This is a genomic window from Gardnerella sp. C0684A1, assembly GCF_055326835.1.
In genome coordinates, this window is record NZ_JBLTSX010000001.1 from 233,078 (window position 1) to 253,341 (window position 20,264).

The window sequence follows — 20,264 nt, forward strand, 5'->3', positions numbered from 1 at the left end:
AATCTAGTATTAAAAAGTTTTTTTAGCGCGCTATTAAAGCTTTAAATTTCAGCCTCCGCACACTGCTAAACGAATCATTCGAGCATACTGTGGACCGCCAACTGGCGTTAAGTGAACTCCGTCATCAGTCAAATATTCTGAATGACCGTTGCTTAATCCATGCCAGTCTATGATACCAACGTTAGGGTGTTTGGCAGCGAACTTGCGCAAACGATCGTTAGTAGTGTCTTGCCATGGTTGCGGTACGCGAGTAGTGACGAAATACACTGGTCTACCTTTAGCAACATCAACCATGTGTTGCAAAACGCTTTCGTCGTGAGGTGGACCGTTCGTTCCAAGTGCGTAAACAACAATCTCACCAGGGTGACCATTATTAATGTCTTGTATATAGCTTTCTGCTCCGTGGAAAATTTGCCTACTAACTTTTCCGTCGACAAAAGCGTTAGGAAGAGAACGCAGCAAATAAGGTTTTGCGCCTTCAGCAATAGAATCGCCAACCATTGTGAATTTTGCTGAGCAAGTTCCTTTAGTACTGTCAATACTTGAATGTGAAGTTATGAGATTTTCTGGAACTTTTTCAGCAATCGCGTTTAAAATACGGTGCTTTGAAGGTGCAGGAGGCGTAGCTATTTTTGAAGTATCTACCACTTTACCTGTGAATTTCTTGCGATGTGCTTTGGCAGTAGCTTTGCCGTTTTTATTTGCCAAAGCACCGTTAGGATTCTGTAATCCAGGCAATGGTGCTTCTTGTACAGGCGCAGCCAATTCTGGACGAAGCTGAATTGCGCGATCCTGAGCGATTTGTTTCCAATTTAGAGGAACAAAAATAAGAATTACAGTTAGCGCTGCGCATACAACAGTTGCTGTTTGTCGTAGTGCGGAAGGGGTGCGTACTGCTCTACTTAAAACATTTATACTGCTGTTATCAATACCGTATTCTGATGTATTTTCTGCAGCATTTTGACCCATATTTTGTGCAGTATCATACGCTTGCGTAGCAGGAATAACAGAACTGTTAATTTGATTATCGTAAGCAGTTTCGTTTTGATCAAACTTGAGCATACTAAGAGAGAACTGCTTATGAGTTACAGGCATCTCAAATATTCTGTAGAAACATTCGGCAACAATCAGTGATAAAACAAATTGCGCGACTTGTTCCCACCATGGAGCGAGAGTTGTTCTAGTTGCAGGATTGCAGACTTCTAGAATTGGGAAGTGTACTAAATATAAAGCGAAAGAGCGTCTTCCGAGATATGCAAAAGGCGCGAACGCAAAAATCTTAGAGCACAAATTATCTTCATTTTTGCATACAGAAAGTATTACAGCGCATAATATTGCAACAGCAGTGTACCCTCCGCGTGGAAGCCATAGTGAGGTTCCATCTTCTTTTACAAAAAGCCAGCATAATACTGCTACTGCTGCAATGCCTATAATAGAACGCTGCCATGCAGGAGAAGGAGTGTAATTGCGTTCTTTCTCCCGATTAAATACATCATCTGGAAGTTCCACAATATCTGATTCGTATGTGGAAGGATTGTTCTTATTTGCGACAGCAGCGTAATTTTGTGAGCTGTTTTCGTAATACTCACCTTGACCTTTGCCATCGTACATATCAATCTGTAATCCTGCTCGCAAATCTTCAGGAATATTATCAGCAAAATTGCTATTAGTTACGTTAAAACTGTTAACAGCGTTGACGTTGTTAGTGCCGTTAATACCGTTAGTGCTATTTACATTCTGATATTTAAGCTGCTCGCATAGTAAAGCGTGCTGATCTAACTGCTTTATAACAGTTTTTAGTTGCTGCTTTTTTGTAATTACGTCAAAAATATTTCCAAAAAGTGCTCTTATAGGATAGTTTGCAAACCAAGTGCTACACATGGCAACAAGAGCGCCCACAAGAAACTCGGATGCTCTAGTATCAAGAGCATAGTAAACGCGTGCAGGTGTCATATAATCACTGCTAGAGCAGGAGATAAATGCACAAGTTGCGCTAGAAGCTAAAGTTAATAAGAGAGTAACAAATACTCTTATTGTTTTCGATTTAAATACTTTTACAATAATCCACAAAAGTAGTGGCCATATCACAAAAGCTTGCATAATAATGCCGAGATACCATAAGTGTTTAATTGGAGAAGGTAATCCAGCTTGTTCAAAATATGAAAGCTTACGAACTATGTAAGAGATATTGCTAGTAAAACTTGCCCCATATAATGCGTCTGACTGTAATTTTGGTAGCAGGCTAGGAGACATAAGCCACATGACCGGTGCAAAAACTGCAATAATTCCCAGAGTCGAAGGGAATATTCTAATAATCCTATGCCACAAATATTTCCAGTAGTGCATCCTAGAGTCGCCGCTATTGCCGCTAAGCGAACGAAGAATTGTGCGAGTGCAGAAGTATCCTGCTAAAACTAGGAATAACGTAACTCCAAGAAAACCACCTTGAAGTCCTACTGGCCTCATGTGGAAGCAAACAATTCCCACAATAGCCAATGCGCGTAAACCGTCTATTGCAGGATTTCTACGTGATGATTGCGTATTTTGATTCTGATTATTAGACGTGTTTAAATTGCCACTTTCATTTAGATTGCCATTAGTAGAAATCATTGTTTCGCTTTGATATTCAGGGGCGGTTGAACCCTGTGAAACAGCGGTAACGGCTGCTAATTTCTTCTGTGACATAATGCCTGCATTTCGCTGGTATCTGCTTTTGTTTTATAGCATTTTTTGAATAAATCATGATGATAATAACTGCGTATTGAGACAGTCTTGAAGTGTAGAGCGTGTCTTATTTTTACGTGTTTATTTTACTTGTAAAACATTGTTATTCTGTTAATATTGCTTAGCTTATTTTGTGTTATTTTGTGCGATTTTACGACTTTATTTTATTGGGTTAATTATTCTCCTCTTTGGCGCGCGGTAAAGTGAAATAGCAAAGTTTATGACTTGTTATTAAAGGAGCCAAAATGGCAGAAACTTTTAACGTCGTGGTAGAGATTCCACGCGGTTCTAAGAATAAGTATGAAGTGGATCACGAAACAGGTCGTGTGTTCTTGGATCGTACCCTTTTCACAGCTATGGGTTATCCAGATGATTACGGTTATATTGATGGCACTTTGGGTGAAGATGGCGATCCACTCGACGCTCTTGTTATGATTCCAAATTCTGTGTTCCCAGGATGCGTTGTTGAGTGCCGCGCTGTTGGCTTGTATCACATGGTTGATGAAGCTGGCGGAGACGATAAGGTTTTGTGCGTTCCAGCAGACGTTCGTTTTGACGACATCAAGGATATTGATGATGTGAACGAGTATCACAAGGCTGAAATCAAGCACTTCTTTGAGCAGTACAAGGCTTTGGAGCCAGGCAAGGAAGTTCTTCCTGGTGACTTCTGGGCTGGTGTAGAGCAGGCTGAGAAGGAAATCGTCGCAGCTCGCAAGCGCTTGGAAGAAAGCGAAAAGTAAAATATTAAACTATAAGATTCTGTAAGTAATAAATTAAGTAATATTACGTTGCGAGAATTTTATTAAAGTAAAAATAAAGTGGCAAGAAAATCCGTAAGATACATAAAGTGCATGCGGAATTCTTGCCACTTTTTATTTCAAAAATTAAGCAACTAAAAGCATTCCTAAACCAACTGCGTATATAACCAATCCGCACATCATAATCGGTACAAGTGCTATGCCAATAGAAGGTAGCGGAATATTTGAATCATGGTCAATTCCTTTCGACCACAAGTGCGATAGTGCAGAAAGTACGATTACTGCTAGTGCTCCAAAAGAGGCAACGAAAATCCCGTAATTAAAATTACGTAATGATGCAGTAAATTTGATAATAGAAGGCAAAAACATCCACCCTGCGGCTGCAGCGCAAGATACGCAAGCAGTTAATGTGTGTGAAAGATTTCGTACTAAATTTGTTCTTTTTTCACGAAGCATTTGTCTAAAGAAACTAACAAAAGTCGCTACAACTAGTATTAAAGCAAACGACACAGCCCAGCGCTCGTATGGTCGCATTGCTGCAACGAACTTGTGCATGCAAACAGTTTCATTATCTATAACGCTACTTGGAAGTAATCCTTTTAACGAGAGCGTAACGCACCAAAGAGAAACGCAACCAGAGGCTGCCGATATTGCCCTATCAATAATGCTACTTTTAAACGGCCAAAATATTACAAGAAGCGCAATCATAATCGCACAAAGAACAATAATCACCTTGTGTGTTGAAGTATTTAGCAAGGCTGCTGTAACAAGAAGCACAACTGTAATCAGTTGCGTTGCAACAATTAATGCAGGATTGTAACTAGATTTACGTTCTGTCTCGTTGCTGTTTCCTACAACGTTGGCATGCGTTGGCATTTCTGTATGCTCGTTGTCGTTGCTGATCATTCATTCTCCTGTCTGTATTGACAGTCTTATTGGGCTTCTTTATGCCTTACTTATAACTAATGTAGTCCTCAGCGTCCACTTTGTGATTATTTGGTTAATTAAAAAATTATTTACAGCTTAGTAATAGTATTTAATTTTGTAAAAAATATTGTTTTAAGACATTTAGTTGTCGATTCTTCTTAAGCATGGACTACAATGCCCTTAACGGCTGAATTTGTCGCTTAATATCAATCGTTCAACCGGCTGGAGGCGTCATATGACCGATATCACGTTGATGACCTCGTGCGCATCGCCTGCGCTAGTGTTACCATCGTTGACATTGCTTTCTCATCGTGTGCGCGTACTACCTATGGATGCTTCGAGTTTAGTGAAACTTCCGGAGCAGACAGTACTTCTTATAGACGCACGCGAAGATTTGGCCTTAGCGAAATCATTATGTGGACTAGTTAGAGCTTCTGGATTACAAGCTTCTGTAATACTTGTTCTTACGGAAGGTGGATTTACTGTAGTAAATTCTACGTGGGGAGTATCTGACGTTGTACTTTCTAGTGCATCTCCAGCAGAAGTTGAAGGAAGGTTGCGTTTAGCTGCTCAACATGGTCGTTTCGATGATTCGCATGCACCTTCTAAAGGAATTATTTCTGAAGATATAAACGTTCTTGACGATGGAAAAATTTGTTCTGGAGATTTAGTAGTAGATACTCGCGGATACACAGTAAGTTTGCACGGGCATCCTATAGATTTAGCTTACAAAGAATTTGAGTTGCTGAAATATTTTATTCAGCATCCTCGGCAAGTTTTCACTCGTGCACATTTACTTCAAGAAGTGTGGGGCTACGATTATTACGGCGGTACTCGTACTGTTGATGTTCATATTCGTCGTTTGCGCGCAAAATTAGGTGTCGAATATGAGCAGATTATTGGCACTGTAAGAAATGTTGGCTACCGTTTCGATCCTCCAGAATCAGCTGAAGATATTTCAAAAGATGCTGACTCGGAAGATAATTCGAAAGAAAATAGTCAAAGTGTTAATTCTGACGATGATTGCGTATGAGTAAAAGTGAGTTTCGTAAAGAATCTCGTAATGATTCTTATGAAGAATCTCATGAAGACAAAATTAAGCGCATGCACGCACAGTATGAACTTTTGTGCGAAGAAATACCAAATCCAAAGTGTGCACTTAACTTTAGTAATCCCTTTGAGCTTTTAGTTGCAACTGTACTGAGCGCACAAACTACAGATAAACGAGTAAATAGCGTAACGCCGGAACTTTTTGCTACTTTTCCAGGAGCATATGCACTTGCTAATGCTCCTATTAGCAGAGTGGAAAATATTATACGCCCACTCGGATTCTATAAAGTAAAAGCTCAGCACTTAGTTACTTTATCAGCGCAAATAGTTGAGAAATTTAACGGGAATGTTCCTTCCGATATGAAAAATCTCATTTCTCTTTCTGGAGTCGGTAGAAAAACGGCCAACGTTGTTCTAGGAAACGCTTTTCACATTCCTGGATTTCCTGTAGACACTCACGTTATTAGAGTAACTGGCAGACTACGTTGGCGGTCTAACTGGAATGATGATAAATCAAAAGTAAGTCCTGAATTAATTGAGCGTGAAATAACTTCGTGTTTTGATAAAAAAGATTGGACTGATTTATCGCATAGGCTTATCTTGCATGGGCGTAACATTTGTAAAGCTGTAAATCCTAAATGTGATTCATGTCCTCTACGTTTTACGTGTCCGTATGTGAATATGTAGCATAATATGCTTTCTAAGTTTATTAGACTATTGCTCAATTAGTGTGTTGTTTGCAATTCATCTCTTGATATACACTGTAAGATATGTCAAGAATGAACAGAGATGCGTATAGTGGCTATGCACGTCATCGTAATAGGGGATTAGCGCCGTGGATTTTGTTCGTTATTGTTTCTGCGGTAATGATAGTAGCTTTGTGGTTTGGGTGGCAAATATATAAGGGGCGTTCTCCTCTTGCAATTCTTACTAAGCCTTCTGGTAATTCGGTTGTAACTGTTGGTTTGCGCACAGCTCCTAAATCTCTTGATATACGACAAGATGATAGTGATGCTTTGCAGCAAGCGTTGTTGGGAAACGTTTATGAGACTTTGGTAAAGCGAGACGATAACAACAATTTACAGCCTGGTTTAGCTACTTCTTGGGAAATTTCATCTGATGGGTTGAACTATAAGTTTAGTTTACAAAAAGGAGTCACTTTTAGTAACGGTGACAAGATGACATCAAGTTCTGTGTTGCGTTCTTTGCAGCAGGGAATTACGAAAAATTATCCAGGTTATGCAAAGCTTGAAAATATTAAAACTGTTACGAATCCTGATATGTACACAGTTACCATTGCTTTGCGAGCTCCGGATCCTCTACTTTTGAGGCGTTTAGCTGGTCGTGCTGGAATAGTGTACGACGTAGACGCAAGAGTTGATTATGCTAACAGTGCGTTAGGAACTGGTCCTTTTACTGTTAATAATTACGACGCTGGTAAGAGTATAGAGCTTTCTAGAAATAACAATTATTGGTCTGATCCTGCTAAATGTTCAGGAATTACTTTGCAATACTATCCTTCTGATTCAGCGCTTGCTGAAGCTATGGAACGTAATGAAGTGCAGATGGCTGTTCCTAAAGAAGGTACTGAAAATGCTCGTTTAGCTAAGATAGCTAATACTAATATGGTTGAAGGCCAATCTACTCGCGTTGTTTTTATAGCTTTTAATAGCAACACTGTTGATTCTATTTTTGAAGATCAGTGGGCTAGAAAAGCAGTTCGATCTTCTTTAGACGCTAAGATTGCTATTGCTGATGACGGTAACGGTGGCGTGCAATTGGGCGGACCTATTGATCCACTATCTCCAGGTTATGAAGATTTAAATAATATATTTCCTTACAGTGCTGAGCAGGCGCGCGCAAAGTTCCGTTACTTTGGTGGAAGATACCTTAAAACACTTGATTTCCTAGTTCCTAAAGGTTACGAGAAGCTAGGTAAACAGTATTCTGATCAGATTATTGCATTTAGTGGCGCGAAAATTAACCTAGAAGTACTGGATGAAGATACTATTGCTCAAAGAATTAAAGAAAATAAGTATCATTTGGCGCTTACAACATTTACTCATACTTTAGATGAGGGCAGTTTTGCTGAGAATGGTTCTGCCTTCTTGTTCCAGAATGCTGCTGCTCAACAATATTGGGCTAATGCTGCAAGAGCAAAGAATGCTGATGAGTACAGGATTAATGCTAGCAAATATGCCAGGGCTCTTAGTGAAAATGCTGGAGCTCACTGGCTTTACGCGCGTAAAAGCATTATGGCTGTGAAGTCTAATATCAGCGGTTACACAAAGAATATGACTGATCAGTTGCTTCCATTACATGACTTAACTGTTAAGTAGAAAGCATAAGATTTGCGTTGTCGCGCTGAGTTTCTAATATTCAGTTCATGAGTGAACAGGATAATAACACAGTAAAATGCGCACATTTAACGCCTCTTCCAAACAAAGTTGGCGTTGATGGTCTTGAAGACAAGTGGCGTAGCAATTGGGACGAAGCTAAGACTTACGCATTCCATAATTCTCGCGACCGTAAGGCCGTATATTCTATCGATACTCCACCTCCAACCGTTAGCGGCCACTTGCACGTAGGTCACGTATTCTCTTACACGCATACGGATGTGATTGCGCGTTATAAGAGAATGCAAGGCTTTGACGTGTTCTACCCAATGGGTTGGGACGATAACGGCTTGCCAACAGAGCGTCGCGTGCAAAACTATTACGGCGTGCGCGTAGACACTTCGCTTAAATATGATCCTGATTTTAAGCCGCCTTTTGAAGGCACTGAAGGCAAGAAGATTGAAGCTAAAGATCAGGTTCCTGTAAGCAGGCAGAACTTTATTGAGCTTTGTGAGCGCTTGACTTCTCAAGATGAGAAGCTTTTTGAAGCATTGTGGCGCAGACTCGGTCTTTCTGTAGACTGGTCGCAAACTTATCACACTATTGGCGAGCAGCCTCGTCGAGTTGCGCAAAAAGCATTCCTTCGTAATCTTGCTCGCGGAGAAGCTTATCAGAAAGACGCTCCTGGCTTGTGGGATGTGACTTTCCAAACTGCAGTTGCACAAGCTGAGCTTGAATCGCGCGAATATCCTGGTTTCTACCATAAGATTGCGTTCCGTTTCGAAGATGGTACGCCAATTTATATTGAAACCACGCGACCAGAATTACTTGCTGCTTGCACATCTTTGATTGCAAATCCAGATGATGAGCGTTACAAGAAGTACTTTGGCCAGGAAGTTTACTCACCGCTGTTTAAGGTGAAGGTTCCGATTTTGGCTCATTCTGCTGCTCAAATGGACAAGGGTGCTGGCATTGCAATGTGCTGCACTTTTGGTGACGTAACAGACGTTGAGTGGTGGCGTGACTTGAATTTGCCAACTCGACCAATCATTCAGCGTAACGGTCGCATTGTAATGACGACTCCTGATTGGATTACTGATGAGTCCGGTCGCGAAATGTTCGAGAAAATTGCTGGCAAAACCACGTTCTCTGCTCGTAAGGAAGTTGTTGAAGCTTTGCAAGCAGCTGGAGACATGGAAGGCGATCCAAAGCCAACAAAGCGTATGACGAATTTCTACGAAAAGGGCGATAAGCCTTTGGAAATCGTCACTTCTCGCCAGTGGTACTTAAAGAACGGCGGTACGGACGAAAAGCTGAACGCTGAGCTTATTGAGCGTGGTAAGGAACTTAATTTCCACCCAGACTTTATGCGCGTGCGCTATGAGAATTGGGTTCATGGCTTGAATGGCGACTGGCTTATTTCTCGTCAGCGCTTCTTTGGTGTTCCATTCCCACTTTGGTATCCAGTAAACGAAAATGGGGAAGTGGATTACGAGCATCCTTTGACGCCTAGCGAAGATCGTTTGCCAATCGACCCAACTATTGACGTTCCAGAAGGATTCGATGAGTCTCAGCGAGACCAACCAAACGGCTTTACAGCTGAGCAAGATATTATGGACACTTGGGCTACATCTTCCTTAACTCCACAAATCGTGACTCGTTGGGAAGAGCCAGGTGAGGAAAATCAGGCTTTGTTTAAGGCTACTTTCCCAATGGATTTGCGTCCACAAGGCCAGGATATTATTCGTACTTGGCTGTTTAGTACGGTTGACCGCGCGCATCTTGAAAACGGCTGCTTGCCTTGGAAGCATGCTGCGCTTTCTGGCTGGATTCTTGATCCTGACCATAAGAAGATGTCTAAATCTAAGGGAAACGTTGTTGTGCCAAATAAGCCAATCGAAGAGTTTGGTGCGGATGCTGTGCGCTACTGGGCAACTTCAGCAAAACTTGGCTTGGATGCAACTTACGACGAAGGCCAAATGAAGATTGGTCGCCGTCTTGCGATTAAGCTTTTGAACGCTACGAAGTTTGCGCTCGCAATTGGCCGAGAAGACGAGGAGCATCAGGTTCTTGAGTCTGCTACCGCGGACTGGGATTTTGCAGACGTTACGGAAGTTTTGGATCGCTCTGTTATGGCAAAGCTCGCATCCGTTATTCGTACCGCAACTGATGCGCTTGAATCTTACGAGCATTCCAAGGCTTTGGAAGCAATCGAAACCTTCTTCTGGGAATTCTGCGACGATTACATTGAGCTTGCAAAGAATCGTGCTTATGGTACTGCAGAATCCACTGGACGCACTCCAAGCGAAACTGCTGTAAAGTCTGCTCGCACAACTCTTGGTCTTGCACTCGATGCTTTGGCTCGCTTGCTTGCTCCTTACTTGCCTTACGCTACTGAAGAAGTGTGGAGCTGGATGCATGACGGAGAAGGTTCCGTGCATCGCGCTAGCTGGCCATGCGCTAAGGCGTATGAGGCTGCTGCAAACGGTGTTTCTGCAGATACTTTGGCTTATGCAGGTGAAGCTTTGGCTACTTTGCGAAAGATTAAGTCTGAAGCAAAAGTTTCTATGAAGACTCCTATTTTGCAAGTGACTTTGAACGTAGCAGAAAACGCTTACAAAGCTGTTGAGGAGACTTTGGATGATGTTGCTGAAGCTGGACGTGTTACTGGAGAAGTAAAGCTTAACGCTGTTAAGGCGGCAGTTGCTGAGGATTCTTCTGATTCTGAATCTGCGGAGTCTGATGCTGCTAACGTGAACGTTGCAGTTGCTCAAAGCGAACTTGGCGAAGCTCCTGCAAAAAAGAAGTAGTTGCCGGTAATCGCAAGTAGTCGAAAATAATTAATCGCAAAACAAAAGCGCTGGAAGTCAATCTTCGACTCCAGCGCTTTTTGTGTATTGTAAATACTAAGCATCGCGCGGTAACGCTAGACTGTAAACCATGAATCCAGAAAGCTTAAGTGAATTAATTGAAAAAATTGCTAAAGATTTAGTAGCAAGCGGTAAAGCTGGAAATCTAACAGAAGATTTGATTCCTGCTGCCGAAAAACTCGCAGTTATGAGGCCAAAAGATCGCGCACACGGCGATTGGGCTACGAACGTTGCTATGCAGCTCGCCAAAAAAGCTGGTATGAAGCCTCACGATTTAGCTGAACTTTTTGCCGAGCGTTTGCAAGAGGCAGAAGGTATTGCGTCTGTAGAAGTTGCAGGTCCTGGTTTTATTAATATAACGCTTGATTCTGCTTCTGCAGCGGCTGTCGTAGACGAGGTCTTAAAGCAGGGTGCTAATTTTGGCAAGAATACGCACTTAAGCGGCAAAACTTTGAATCTTGAGTTTGTTTCCGCAAACCCAACTGGTCCAATCCACATCGGTGGCACTCGCTGGGCTGCAGTTGGTGATTCTATGGCTCGAGTCTTGGAAGCGAACGGCGCAAAAGTTGTACGCGAATACTATTTCAACGATCACGGTGAGCAAATCAACCGTTTCGCAAAGTCTTTAGTTGCTGCAGCTCACGGCGAAGAAACGCCTGCAGACGGCTACAAAGGCGCGTATATTAACGAAATCGCGGACGCTGTTATAAAAGAAGCAAATGCGGACGGTGTTGACGTTCTTTCTTTGCCACGAATTGATCTTGGAAAAGACGAGGAAGGATTGCCGCTTGGCGAAGGCGATTCCGAGCAGCGCGAAGAGTTCCGCAAGCGCGCAGTTCCAATGATGTTTGCGGAGATTCGTAAATCAATGCGCGATTTTCGCGTTAGTTTCGACGTGTGGTTCCATGAAAACAGCCTGTACGAGGATGGCGAAGTTGAGCGCGCTATTGCAGACTTGCGTTCTCGCGGAGATATTTTCGAAAAAGATGGTGCAACTTGGTTTGAATCCACTAAGCATGGCGACGATAAGGATCGCGTAATTATTAAGTCTGACGGCAATTACGCTTACTTTGCTGCAGATATTGCGTACTATCGCAACAAACGCCACCGCGAACAGAATCCTGCAGATGTAGCAATCTACATGCTAGGTGCGGATCATCACGGATATATTGGCCGAATGATGGCAATGTGCGCGGCTTTTGGAGACAATCCTGGCGAAAACATGCAGATTCTTATTGGCCAGCTTGTAAACGTTATGAAAGACGGAAAACCTGTACGCATGAGCAAGCGCGCAGGAAACGTTATTACTATTGACGATTTAGTTGATGCAATTGGCGTTGACGCTTCTCGCTACTCGCTTGCTCGCACAGATTACAACACAAGCGTTGATATTGATTTGGATTTGCTTGCTTCCCACAGCAACGATAATCCTGTGTATTACGTGCAATACGCTCACGCACGTAGCTGCAATGTGGCTCGCAATGCTGCAGACGCTGGAATTACGCAAGATGGCGCTGATTTAAGCTTGCTTAATACCGAGGCTGACGGCGAAGTGTTGGCTGCTTTGGCTCAATGGCCTGCAGCTTTGGCTCAAGCTGGCGATTTGCGCGCTCCTCACCGCGTTGCGCATTATCTTGAGGATTTGGCAGCAAGCTACCACAAGTGGTACAACCTTGAGCGCGTTGTGCCAATGGAGTTAACTGACCCAGAAAATCGTTTGCCAGAAGCCGAGCGTGAAGCTCAGCGCATTGCAAAGTGCCCAGAGCCTGCGCGCGCTGCAGCTCGCTTAAAGCTTAACGAAGCTGTGCGTACAGTAATTGCATCTGGACTTGATTTGCTTGGAGTTTCCGCTCCGGAAAAGATGTAACTTTTTGCTATTATTGAGCATTTAAGATTTGTTTAGGACGCTAGCTTTTATGTTAGCGTCCTTTTATTTTTTGAAATTAACCCAAATTATTTCTTATTATTTTTTATTATTTTTGATTATTCTCTGACATTTTTATGAGAAGACACGCGCGAAATTGCAAATTTTTGTCGATTAAGTACATGTGATTTATTAATATACCCCCTAATATTATTTTCGCTTTAAATCCACAATATAAAGTCAGAGATTTAGCTGAATAGTATGTAAATACAAATTTATCCTTATAGGAGGTGTAAGCATGAGCGTCACAACACAAAGTGTCAGCACAGACAGTGCCCCGAAAAAAAGGAACCTGACAATTATTGAGTCCGCGTACGTGGCGGTCATGTTGTTTGGTATGTTCTTTGGCGCTGGAAACCTGATTTTCCCTGTGTTTCTTGGTGCTAATGCAGGAACTAATTCTGCGCCTGCAGCGTTAGGTTTTATTGTTACTGGCGTTGGTTTGCCATTGCTTGGCGTTACAGCACTCGCAATGAGTCGCGCAAATGGCCTTTTTGAGCTTTCTAGCAAGCCTAGCAAAAAATACGGCATGTTTTTCACATGTGTGCTGTATTTAACAATTGGCCCATTCTTTGCAATTCCTCGCTGCGCAACAACTTCATACACTGTTGGCTTAGAGCGCGTTGTTCCACAAGACGGAAACGGTCAGCTTTACTTATTCTTGTTCTCAGTAGTGTTCTTTGCACTTGCGTTCTTCTTTGCTATGAAGCCAAGCGGAATACTTACGTGGGTTGGTAAAGTTCTTACGCCAATCTTCCTTGTGTTCCTAGCGATTTTAGTATTTACAGCACTATTTTCTCCTGTAAGCGGCGCTTCTGCGGATGCTGCTCCTATAGGAAATTACGTTAATAAGTCATTCTTTACAGGATTCTTAGATGGCTACAACACAATGGATGCTTTAGCTAGCTTGGCATTTGGAATTGTGGTTGTTAGCACCATTCGTCAGTTTGGTGTGAAAGATCCTAAAGATGTGGCAGTGAATACTGCTCGTTCTGGTTTCTTTAGTTGCTTGCTTATGGCGTTGATTTACGTCGCAATTGTTATTGTTGGTGTGCGTAGCCGTGCAATGTTCCCACCTGCGAAAAATGGTGGCGTAACTTTGGCGCAAGTTGCACGCTACCATCTTGGAAACGTTGGCTTGTTTGTGCTTGCTGCAACTGTAACGCTTGCCTGCTTAAAGACTGCGGTTGGCTTAATCGTAAGCTGCTCGGAAACCTTCTCTAAGTTATTCCCTAAGGGTCCTAGCTATCGCGTTTGGTCTGTGTTGATTACGCTTGTTTCGTTTGGTCTTGCAAACTTTGGTTTGAGTGCAATCATCGAATACGCGGTTCCAGTATTGATGTTCTTGTATCCACTGTCAATTGTTTTGATTCTTTTGGCTTTGTGCGGTCGACTTTTTGACAATTCCAAAGTTGTGTATGCTTGGACGCTTGGTTTTACTGGTGTTGCAGCGGTATATGACTTTTTGAATAGTTTGCCAACAGCTTTGCGCGACGCATTGCACATGAACGATATGTTGGTAGTTGCTCAAAACTGGCTGCCGTTCTCAGAATTTGGCATGGCTTGGCTTTGCCCTGCTGTTGTTGGATTTGTTGTTGGATATGTTCGCATGGTTCTATTTGACAACAAGGATATGAAAGAGATGGTTGAAAATACTGTTGCTCCTACTGCTGAGGGGAGTGTTCTAACTGAAGTAGAAAATGAGTAAATTTGTTTATCTGATATAAAATTATAAAACTCGCTATCTTCTTTAGAATTATTACAATATTTTCATAGCAATAGCGCGGATATTTTATTTACTAATTATTTAGTAAGTAAACGTATCCGCGCTTTATTATTTGTGCATAAAATTTAACGTTAGAAGTTGCTTCTTTCCAAGTGTTAAATACATATTGTTGTAAATTGGACGATATTATAAAATTGATAGTTAATGAGGGGATAACTGTGTTGAAGGGGATCAATATGGATAATGAAATTAAATTATTTGAAGGTAAGCAAGTACGTTCCGTTTGGAATAACGAAAAAGAAGAATGGTATTTTTCGGTAGTGGATGTGGTTGCCGTTTTGACGGATAGTAAGAATCCGAGAGACTATTGGTATCGTGTAAAAAAGCGCATGAGCGAGGAAGAAAAAAGTGAGTTGTCGACATTTTGTCGACAACTGAAACTTGCATCGTCTGACGGGAAAAAATATGAGACAGACGCCGCTGATGTGCAAGGAATTTTGCGTATTATTCAGTCAATACCATCTCCCAAAGCTGAGCCATTCAAAATGTGGTTAGCGACAGTTGGTAAAGAGAGAATTGATGAAGTAATAGACCCTGAGCAAGCTATTGATAGGGCCTTAGCAACGTATTTGAAAAAAGGTTATTCACGAGAGTGGATTAATCAAAGGCTTCAGTCAATTCAAGTAAGAAAAGAATTGACTGATGCTTGGCAGGATCATGGTGTGAAAGCTGGGAAAGAGTATGCAATTTTAACGGACGAAGTGTCTAAAGCTTGGTCGGGGATGACGACGAGAGCGTATAAAGATTTTAAGGGTCTTAAGAAAGAAAATCTTAGAGACAATATGACCACGCTTGAAATTGTGCTGAATATGCTTGCTGAGGCAACAACTACTGAACTTACTAAAACCAGTAATCCAAAGGGTTTAGCGGAAAATAAGCAAGTTGCTAAACGTGGTGGAAGTATTGCTGGAAATGCTAGAAAAGAGATTGAAAAAGAAACAGGTAAACCAGTTGTCACATCGCAAAATGCAATTGACTTTGGGAAACTTATTGAGGATGTTGCTAAAGAGGCTGAATGATTTAGGTGATTAAAGCAAAAGGCCTACCGTGCTTGTTTGCGGTAGGCTTTTTGGTTAGATTTTTGACGCGATTATAAACGTGCGATTAGAAGTTGCTGCCGTTCCAACCCCAGTCAGTTGTTGCAGTGTAACGAATATAAGTACGGTCTTGAGGCACGCCAAGCTCGCGCTCTAAAGCTGCCATAATCTGCTCTGTCAACTTTTCCCAAGCTGACCCTGGTACGCTGGATCCGAACACGTTCACTTCAACGTAAGCTGCAGGCTTAGTATTGTCTCCCGCAAAATAAATTGGCATATTGTCCTCGAATGGGCACATAAGCCAGCGTTCGCTTTTTCCTGGAACTGCGCTAATCGCCTTGCCGTAAGCAGCTTTTAAAGCTTCGCGCTGCTCTGGCGTAGTGCTTACAGAAACATGAGTATGAATAACTGGCATAATCGCTCCTTTGCTGAGTTCAGTAAGTTTTATTACTACACAATTATATGTTATTTGTTAGCAGTCGCGTGTTTAATGGAGATTATGAAGAAACTTATTGAGCAGGTTGTTAAATTCGGAATCGTAGGCATTATTGCGCTTATTATTGATGTTGCGTTACTCAATTTATTAATGCTTGCGCACTTAAATAACGTGATCGCTGGTACTATTTCTTTTGTAATTTCACTAATCTTTAACTATATTGCCAGCATGAAATATGTTTTTAAGCATCGCGAAGATATGGCAAAGTGGATGGAACTTCTGATTTTTGTTATTTCTGCAGTCATAGGTTTGCTTATTAACGATTTAATTATTTGGGCTAGTACGCTTGGGTTAGCTGAAAGCTTACGTGGATCTGCAATCTACGTGCTGCGCACAAATATAGGAAAGCTTATAGCAACTGTTGTTGTTGCTGTATGGAATTTTATTATACGAAAGTGGTTGCTTGACGATACTAAGTCTCAGAAACCTGGGTATGTGGCCGAAGAAGATACGAGTTTTGCTCATCGCTTAGGAATGTGGTCGCTTAAACATACAAAAAATTGCAAGTAAGTTGAATTTTATAAGCAGAAAGTAGAGCGCAATGCCAGCTACAACAATTCATTTTGTGCGACATGGTGAAGTAGATAATCCTAAGCACGTGTTGTATGAGCGTCTTCCGGGATTTCATCTCTCGGCTCGCGGAGTGAGGATGGCACAGGCTACTGCAAAATATATAGCTACAGTTCCACAAATGCGCGGAATAACGGAAATATACTCTTCTCCACTAGAGAGAACCCGTGAAACAGCGCGTGAAATAGAAAATGCGTTGCGAAATATTCCAGATTCTGATTACGTAAAAGCTCACTGTGATGAAGATTCTACTCAATCTAAAGAGAGCGACATCATTTTAGATAGACGTTTAATTGAAGCTGGAAATAATTTCCGCGGAAAACGCATAGGTTACGGTGAAGGTGCTCTGTGGAAAAACAATAATTGGAAGCTTGTTGCGAATTTGTGGAAGCCAAGTTGGGGAGAAAGCTACAAAAGTATTGCTACTCGCGTAAGTGATTTTGCTCGTGAACAAGTTCGTAAGCATCCAGGAGAACAGATTATTGCTGTAACTCATGAATCTCCAATATGGTCTTATCGCCATTTGCTTGAAACTGGCCACGCTGAGCATAATATGCTACTTCGTCACACTGCACTAGCGTCAATCACTTCTATTACTTACGATTGTGATACTTTGCGCGTGCTTTCTATAACATATGTTGATCCCGCTGCGAATGTGAAATAAATAGTTGAGTGTGCAAAGGAGCGTTGAAATGATGAATACTGATGAAGTAACTAAAGATACTGAAAGTATTTCATCTTTAAATGAGGCTGCTGAAGCTGCAATAAAATTAACTGCATTGTGGCCTCTTACAGAAGTGCGTCATCTCGATAACGATGCGAAATATGCTGAAAATCTTGAAGTACGCTCAATGCGAGCGATTGCCCGTATGCTTACTGGCCTAGATGTTACAGTGCCGGATGCTGAATTCGTTTACGAAGGTGCGGATGAAATTCCAGGGAGACCTCAAGAAATAGTAGACGCTCTTCTTGCAGCTGCTGATGCTTATGACAATATGGATTCATGTTATGATCCTCATTATGATGATGCGGAAGAAGAAATTTTAGAATCTAATAATCACAATATAGATTCTATTTTTAAAAAACTTACAGCTCACATTTCTGAAGATATTGACGCAATTAACAATGCTGCAAATACGCTGGGAGTTAAGGGAAACTGGAGTAGTGAGAACTTACAAACTGCAGTAAATTGCGCAAAACAAGAGTCTTATCTGTATAAATCAGAAACTATAGAAGTGCAAAAAATCACTGCAATATTAAGTATTCTAAGTAATCTTATTTTGCAAACTAACGATATTCGCGAAACTTTACCGATTTTTCTTTATATTAACGAGGTGTGTGAGTGTGCTAGCGTTCCGCGAATGATGTTTAAAGATTCTCAGTGGCGTGAGCTTGTTGATTGTGTGCGCAATTCTAGCGATAACTGCAATTGTGATAACTGCAATTGTGATATAAGTGCGTTGATCAATTTTATCTCGCCTCTGCTTATTTCAGAGTGGGAAAAGCATCGTGAAGATGTGTTGTGGGATCCTGAAGTTGCGAAGAAGCTCGCTAAGGAAGAGGATGATAGAAAGTCTCGCGAAGCTCTTGCGGCGAAGTTTGCGCATGTTGAAGGCAATAAAGAATCTACTCAATCTTTAGATTAAAAGCTTTTGATTTTATAAACGTGGATTCACGTCCGTAACGCGCGGCACAATGGAACCTATGACTGATATCGAGGAAACTCAAGAAGTTGCTAATAATGCAACAAAATCCACAAAGCCTGAACTTCCAAAGAATGTTCGCGTGCGCTTTTGCCCTTCCCCAACTGGTACACCTCACGTAGGTATGGTTCGTACCGCGCTATTTAACTGGGCTGAAGCTCGCCATACTCACGGCAAATTGCTGTTCCGCATTGAAGATACTGATAATGAGCGCGATAGCGAGGAAAGCTATCAGCAGATTATTGAGGCTCTTCGTTGGCTCAATATTGATTGGGATGAGGGCATTGATGTTGGTGGAGATAACGGCCCATATCGCCAGTCACAGCGTATGGAAATTTATAAAGACGTAGCGCAAAAGCTTTTTGAAGCAGGATACGCTTACGAATCCTTCTCTACTCCTGAAGAAATTAAAGAGCGTAATGTTGCTGCAGGTCGTCCAGCTGAGTTTGGTTACGATGGTTACGATCGCAATCTTACAGAAGAACAGAAGCAAGCTTTCCGCGAGGAGGGTCGCAAGCCTGCACTTCGTTTGAAGATGCCGAATGAAGACATTACTTTTAACGATTTAATTCGTGGCGAAATCACCTTTAAAGCTGGATCTGTTCCTGATTATGTGATTGTGCGTCCGAATGGCGATCCGCTTTATACTCTTACGAACCCTGTTGACGACGCGTTAATGGATGTGAATGTGGTTTTGCGCGGTGAGGATATTTTGAGCTCCACGCCTCGTCAGATTGTGCTTTACCGTTATCTTATGGAAATGGGTATTGCTAAGGAAACTCCGCTTTACGGACACATGCCTTACGTTATGGGCGAAGGTAAGAAGAAGCTTTCTAAGAGAGACCCTGAATCTAACTTGTTCTTGCATAGGGATAACGGTTTTATTCCAGAAGGCTTGCTGAATTACTTGGCTTTGCTTGGCTGGTCTATCGCTCCTGATCGTGACGTGTTCACTATGGACGAAATGATTGAAAAGTTCGATGTTCGCGATGTTAAAGCAAATCCTGCACACTTCGACTTGGATAAAGCAATTTCCATTAACGCTGAGCATATTCGTATGCTCGATCCGCAAGATTTCTTGAATCGTTCTGTGCCTTACTTGCATAAGGATGGCGTAGTAAGTGCGGATTCTTGGGATGCGTTAACTGACCGCGAGCGTGAAGTGCTCACAGCTGCTGCACCTCTTGTACAGCCTCGCGTGCGCTTGCTTGGCGAAGTTGCTGGCATGGTTGGTAGCCTTCTTAGCGAAGACGGCTATATTGAGCCAGATGACGACGCTCGTAAACAGTTGAAGGAATCTGCAGGCGAAGTTCTTGATGCTGCGCTCGCTGCTTTGAAGGGTGTTGATACCGCCGATTGGCATACTGATTCCCTGCATGAGCTTTTGAACAAGAAACTTGTTGAGGAAGCTGGTTACAAGCCGCGCTTGGCATTTGGCCCTGTGCGAGTTGCACTTTCTGGCCGTCGCGTTTCTCCGCCACTGTTTGAGTCCATGGAAATCGTGGGCAAAGATGTGACTTTGGCGCGTTTGGCTGGATTGCGTGAGCATTTGTAAATCGCAAATAGCTTTTAAATCTTAAGTAGATTTTGTATAAAGCGGGGATGTAGTTAAATGCTATATTTCCGCTTTTTATTTGTTTTCTGCTACTTTTAATATATTTTCGACACGCCGCGGTTGCGTGTTGAGCTGTTATGTTGTAAAGTCGTCATTTGTTGCGTCAAGAGGCGTAGCTGATAAATGAAAGCCCCCGTCGTCTAGCGGTCTAGGACTACGCCCTCTCACGGCGCCAACACCGGTTCAAATCCGGTCGGGGGTACAAAGACGGAACGGTTCCAAGAGCCGCGAAGCCTGCCAATTGGGGTATGGTGTAATTGGCAACACAGGTGATTCTGGTTCATCCATTCTTGGTTCGAGTCCAGGTACCCCAGCGAATAGCTCTCGTAGAACGAGGGCTTTTTTGTTATTTGTGTTATTTTGGCATATAGTCCGTTATGCTACTTACCCGATTTTGGGAATTAAATCTGATTAGAAATCAATAATTAGGATTAGAAATCAAAAACCCCGGTTCAAGACCGGGGTTAG

The 20,264-nt window shown here is 42.2% G+C and carries 15 protein-coding genes and 2 tRNA genes; 14 read left to right on the forward strand and 3 right to left on the reverse strand.

The genetic code is table 11. The features are described from left to right. Positions 1-48: 48 nt before the first annotated feature. Positions 49-2,610 carry an acyltransferase family protein gene (locus ACNEUN_RS00985; RefSeq protein ID WP_463630407.1) on the reverse strand — a complete coding sequence of 854 codons (2,562 nt, stop codon included), beginning with the start codon at positions 2,608-2,610 and terminating at the stop codon, positions 49-51. A 359-nt stretch (positions 2,611-2,969) separates the two neighbouring features. Between ACNEUN_RS00985 and ACNEUN_RS00990 the strand changes: the two genes are divergently transcribed. Beyond that, positions 2,970-3,464 (forward strand): inorganic diphosphatase, encoded by a 495-nt coding sequence (locus ACNEUN_RS00990; RefSeq protein ID WP_004105658.1) that lies wholly within the window; start codon positions 2,970-2,972, stop codon positions 3,462-3,464. 144 nt (positions 3,465-3,608) lie between these two features. Here the strand turns inward: ACNEUN_RS00990 and ACNEUN_RS00995 are convergent, their stop codons facing one another. Then, positions 3,609-4,388, reverse strand: a complete 780-nt coding sequence (locus tag ACNEUN_RS00995; RefSeq protein ID WP_463630244.1) for a beta-carotene 15,15'-monooxygenase — start codon at positions 4,386-4,388, stop codon at positions 3,609-3,611. 256 nt (positions 4,389-4,644) lie between these two features. On the opposite strand from ACNEUN_RS00995, the gene ACNEUN_RS01000 reads away from it, so the two are divergent. The 7 genes from ACNEUN_RS01000 to ACNEUN_RS01030 all read left to right on the forward strand — a co-directional run bounded on the left by ACNEUN_RS01000 (position 4,645) and on the right by ACNEUN_RS01030 (position 15,394). Continuing rightward, a complete protein-coding gene (locus tag ACNEUN_RS01000) occupies positions 4,645-5,442 on the forward strand; it encodes a winged helix-turn-helix domain-containing protein (protein WP_427875865.1) in 798 nt (265 codons plus the stop codon). After that, positions 5,439-6,146: an endonuclease III gene (nth, locus tag ACNEUN_RS01005; protein ID WP_427875864.1), complete on the forward strand. Its 708-nt coding sequence runs from the start codon at positions 5,439-5,441 to the stop codon at positions 6,144-6,146. Before ACNEUN_RS01000 ends, nth begins: the two co-directional genes overlap by 4 nt. 83 nt (positions 6,147-6,229) lie before the next feature. Beyond that, positions 6,230-7,798 carry an ABC transporter substrate-binding protein gene (locus tag ACNEUN_RS01010; protein ID WP_463630247.1) on the forward strand — a complete coding sequence of 523 codons (1,569 nt, stop codon included), beginning with the start codon at positions 6,230-6,232 and terminating at the stop codon, positions 7,796-7,798. Positions 7,799-7,845: 47 nt separating this feature from the next. Further along, positions 7,846-10,605: a valine--tRNA ligase gene (gene valS, locus ACNEUN_RS01015; RefSeq protein WP_463630249.1), complete on the forward strand. Its 2,760-nt coding sequence runs from the start codon at positions 7,846-7,848 to the stop codon at positions 10,603-10,605. Between the two features lie 130 nt (positions 10,606-10,735). Beyond that, positions 10,736-12,532 carry an arginine--tRNA ligase gene (gene argS / locus ACNEUN_RS01020; RefSeq protein WP_463630251.1) on the forward strand — a complete coding sequence of 599 codons (1,797 nt, stop codon included), beginning with the start codon at positions 10,736-10,738 and terminating at the stop codon, positions 12,530-12,532. Positions 12,533-12,827: 295 nt separating this feature from the next. Beyond that, positions 12,828-14,297, forward strand: coding sequence for a branched-chain amino acid transport system II carrier protein (gene brnQ, locus ACNEUN_RS01025; protein ID WP_463630252.1), 1,470 nt, complete (start codon positions 12,828-12,830; stop codon positions 14,295-14,297). 254 nt (positions 14,298-14,551) lie between these two features. Continuing rightward, a complete protein-coding gene (locus ACNEUN_RS01030; RefSeq protein ID WP_463630254.1) occupies positions 14,552-15,394 on the forward strand; it encodes a BRO-N domain-containing protein in 843 nt (280 codons plus the stop codon). Between the two features lie 85 nt (positions 15,395-15,479). Here ACNEUN_RS01030 and ACNEUN_RS01035 read toward each other — a convergent pair whose 3' ends face one another. Continuing rightward, on the reverse strand, positions 15,480-15,827 hold the full coding sequence (locus ACNEUN_RS01035) for a phenylpyruvate tautomerase MIF-related protein (RefSeq protein WP_463630255.1): 348 nt from the start codon (positions 15,825-15,827) through the stop codon (positions 15,480-15,482). Between the two features lie 84 nt (positions 15,828-15,911). Between ACNEUN_RS01035 and ACNEUN_RS01040 the strand changes: the two genes are divergently transcribed. The 6 genes from ACNEUN_RS01040 (at position 15,912) to ACNEUN_RS01065 (ending at position 20,110) form a co-directional block, all read left to right on the forward strand. Beyond that, entirely contained in the window at positions 15,912-16,418 is a 507-nt protein-coding gene (locus ACNEUN_RS01040) for a GtrA family protein (RefSeq protein WP_427875858.1), read from the forward strand. Between the two features lie 31 nt (positions 16,419-16,449). Continuing rightward, positions 16,450-17,142, forward strand: a complete 693-nt coding sequence (locus tag ACNEUN_RS01045) for a histidine phosphatase family protein (RefSeq protein ID WP_463630257.1) — start codon at positions 16,450-16,452, stop codon at positions 17,140-17,142. A 28-nt stretch (positions 17,143-17,170) separates the two neighbouring features. Next, positions 17,171-18,124 carry a hypothetical protein gene (locus ACNEUN_RS01050; protein WP_463630259.1) on the forward strand — a complete coding sequence of 318 codons (954 nt, stop codon included), beginning with the start codon at positions 17,171-17,173 and terminating at the stop codon, positions 18,122-18,124. Positions 18,125-18,173: 49 nt separating this feature from the next. Continuing rightward, on the forward strand, positions 18,174-19,736 hold the full coding sequence (gene gltX / locus ACNEUN_RS01055) for a glutamate--tRNA ligase (protein WP_463630261.1): 1,563 nt from the start codon (positions 18,174-18,176) through the stop codon (positions 19,734-19,736). A 189-nt stretch (positions 19,737-19,925) separates the two neighbouring features. Beyond that, positions 19,926-19,998: transfer RNA gene (locus ACNEUN_RS01060), tRNA-Glu, on the forward strand. A 40-nt stretch (positions 19,999-20,038) separates the two neighbouring features. Beyond that, positions 20,039-20,110: transfer RNA gene (locus ACNEUN_RS01065), tRNA-Gln, on the forward strand. The last annotated feature ends 154 nt before the right edge of the window (positions 20,111-20,264 follow it).

Bases quoted from the DNA above. Each gene is read 5' to 3' on its own strand.
- ACNEUN_RS01010 (WP_463630247.1), top strand. From the start codon at position 6,230: ATGTCAAGAATGAACAGAGATGCGTATAGTGGCTATGCACGTCATCGT.
- ACNEUN_RS00995 (WP_463630244.1), bottom strand. From the start codon at position 4,388: ATGATCAGCAACGACAACGAGCATACAGAAATGCCAACGCATGCCAAC.
- ACNEUN_RS01050 (WP_463630259.1), top strand. From the start codon at position 17,171: ATGATGAATACTGATGAAGTAACTAAAGATACTGAAAGTATTTCATCT.
- ACNEUN_RS00990 (WP_004105658.1), top strand. From the start codon at position 2,970: ATGGCAGAAACTTTTAACGTCGTGGTAGAGATTCCACGCGGTTCTAAG.
- ACNEUN_RS01040 (WP_427875858.1), top strand. From the start codon at position 15,912: ATGAAGAAACTTATTGAGCAGGTTGTTAAATTCGGAATCGTAGGCATT.
- ACNEUN_RS01000 (WP_427875865.1), top strand. From the start codon at position 4,645: ATGACCGATATCACGTTGATGACCTCGTGCGCATCGCCTGCGCTAGTG.
- argS (WP_463630251.1), top strand. From the start codon at position 10,736: ATGAATCCAGAAAGCTTAAGTGAATTAATTGAAAAAATTGCTAAAGAT.
- ACNEUN_RS01030 (WP_463630254.1), top strand. From the start codon at position 14,552: ATGGATAATGAAATTAAATTATTTGAAGGTAAGCAAGTACGTTCCGTT.
- ACNEUN_RS01045 (WP_463630257.1), top strand. From the start codon at position 16,450: ATGCCAGCTACAACAATTCATTTTGTGCGACATGGTGAAGTAGATAAT.
- gltX (WP_463630261.1), top strand. From the start codon at position 18,174: ATGGAACCTATGACTGATATCGAGGAAACTCAAGAAGTTGCTAATAAT.
- valS (WP_463630249.1), top strand. From the start codon at position 7,846: ATGAGTGAACAGGATAATAACACAGTAAAATGCGCACATTTAACGCCT.
- brnQ (WP_463630252.1), top strand. From the start codon at position 12,828: ATGAGCGTCACAACACAAAGTGTCAGCACAGACAGTGCCCCGAAAAAA.
- nth (WP_427875864.1), top strand. From the start codon at position 5,439: ATGAGTAAAAGTGAGTTTCGTAAAGAATCTCGTAATGATTCTTATGAA.
- ACNEUN_RS01035 (WP_463630255.1), bottom strand. From the start codon at position 15,827: ATGCCAGTTATTCATACTCATGTTTCTGTAAGCACTACGCCAGAGCAG.
- ACNEUN_RS00985 (WP_463630407.1), bottom strand. From the start codon at position 2,610: ATGATTTCTACTAATGGCAATCTAAATGAAAGTGGCAATTTAAACACG.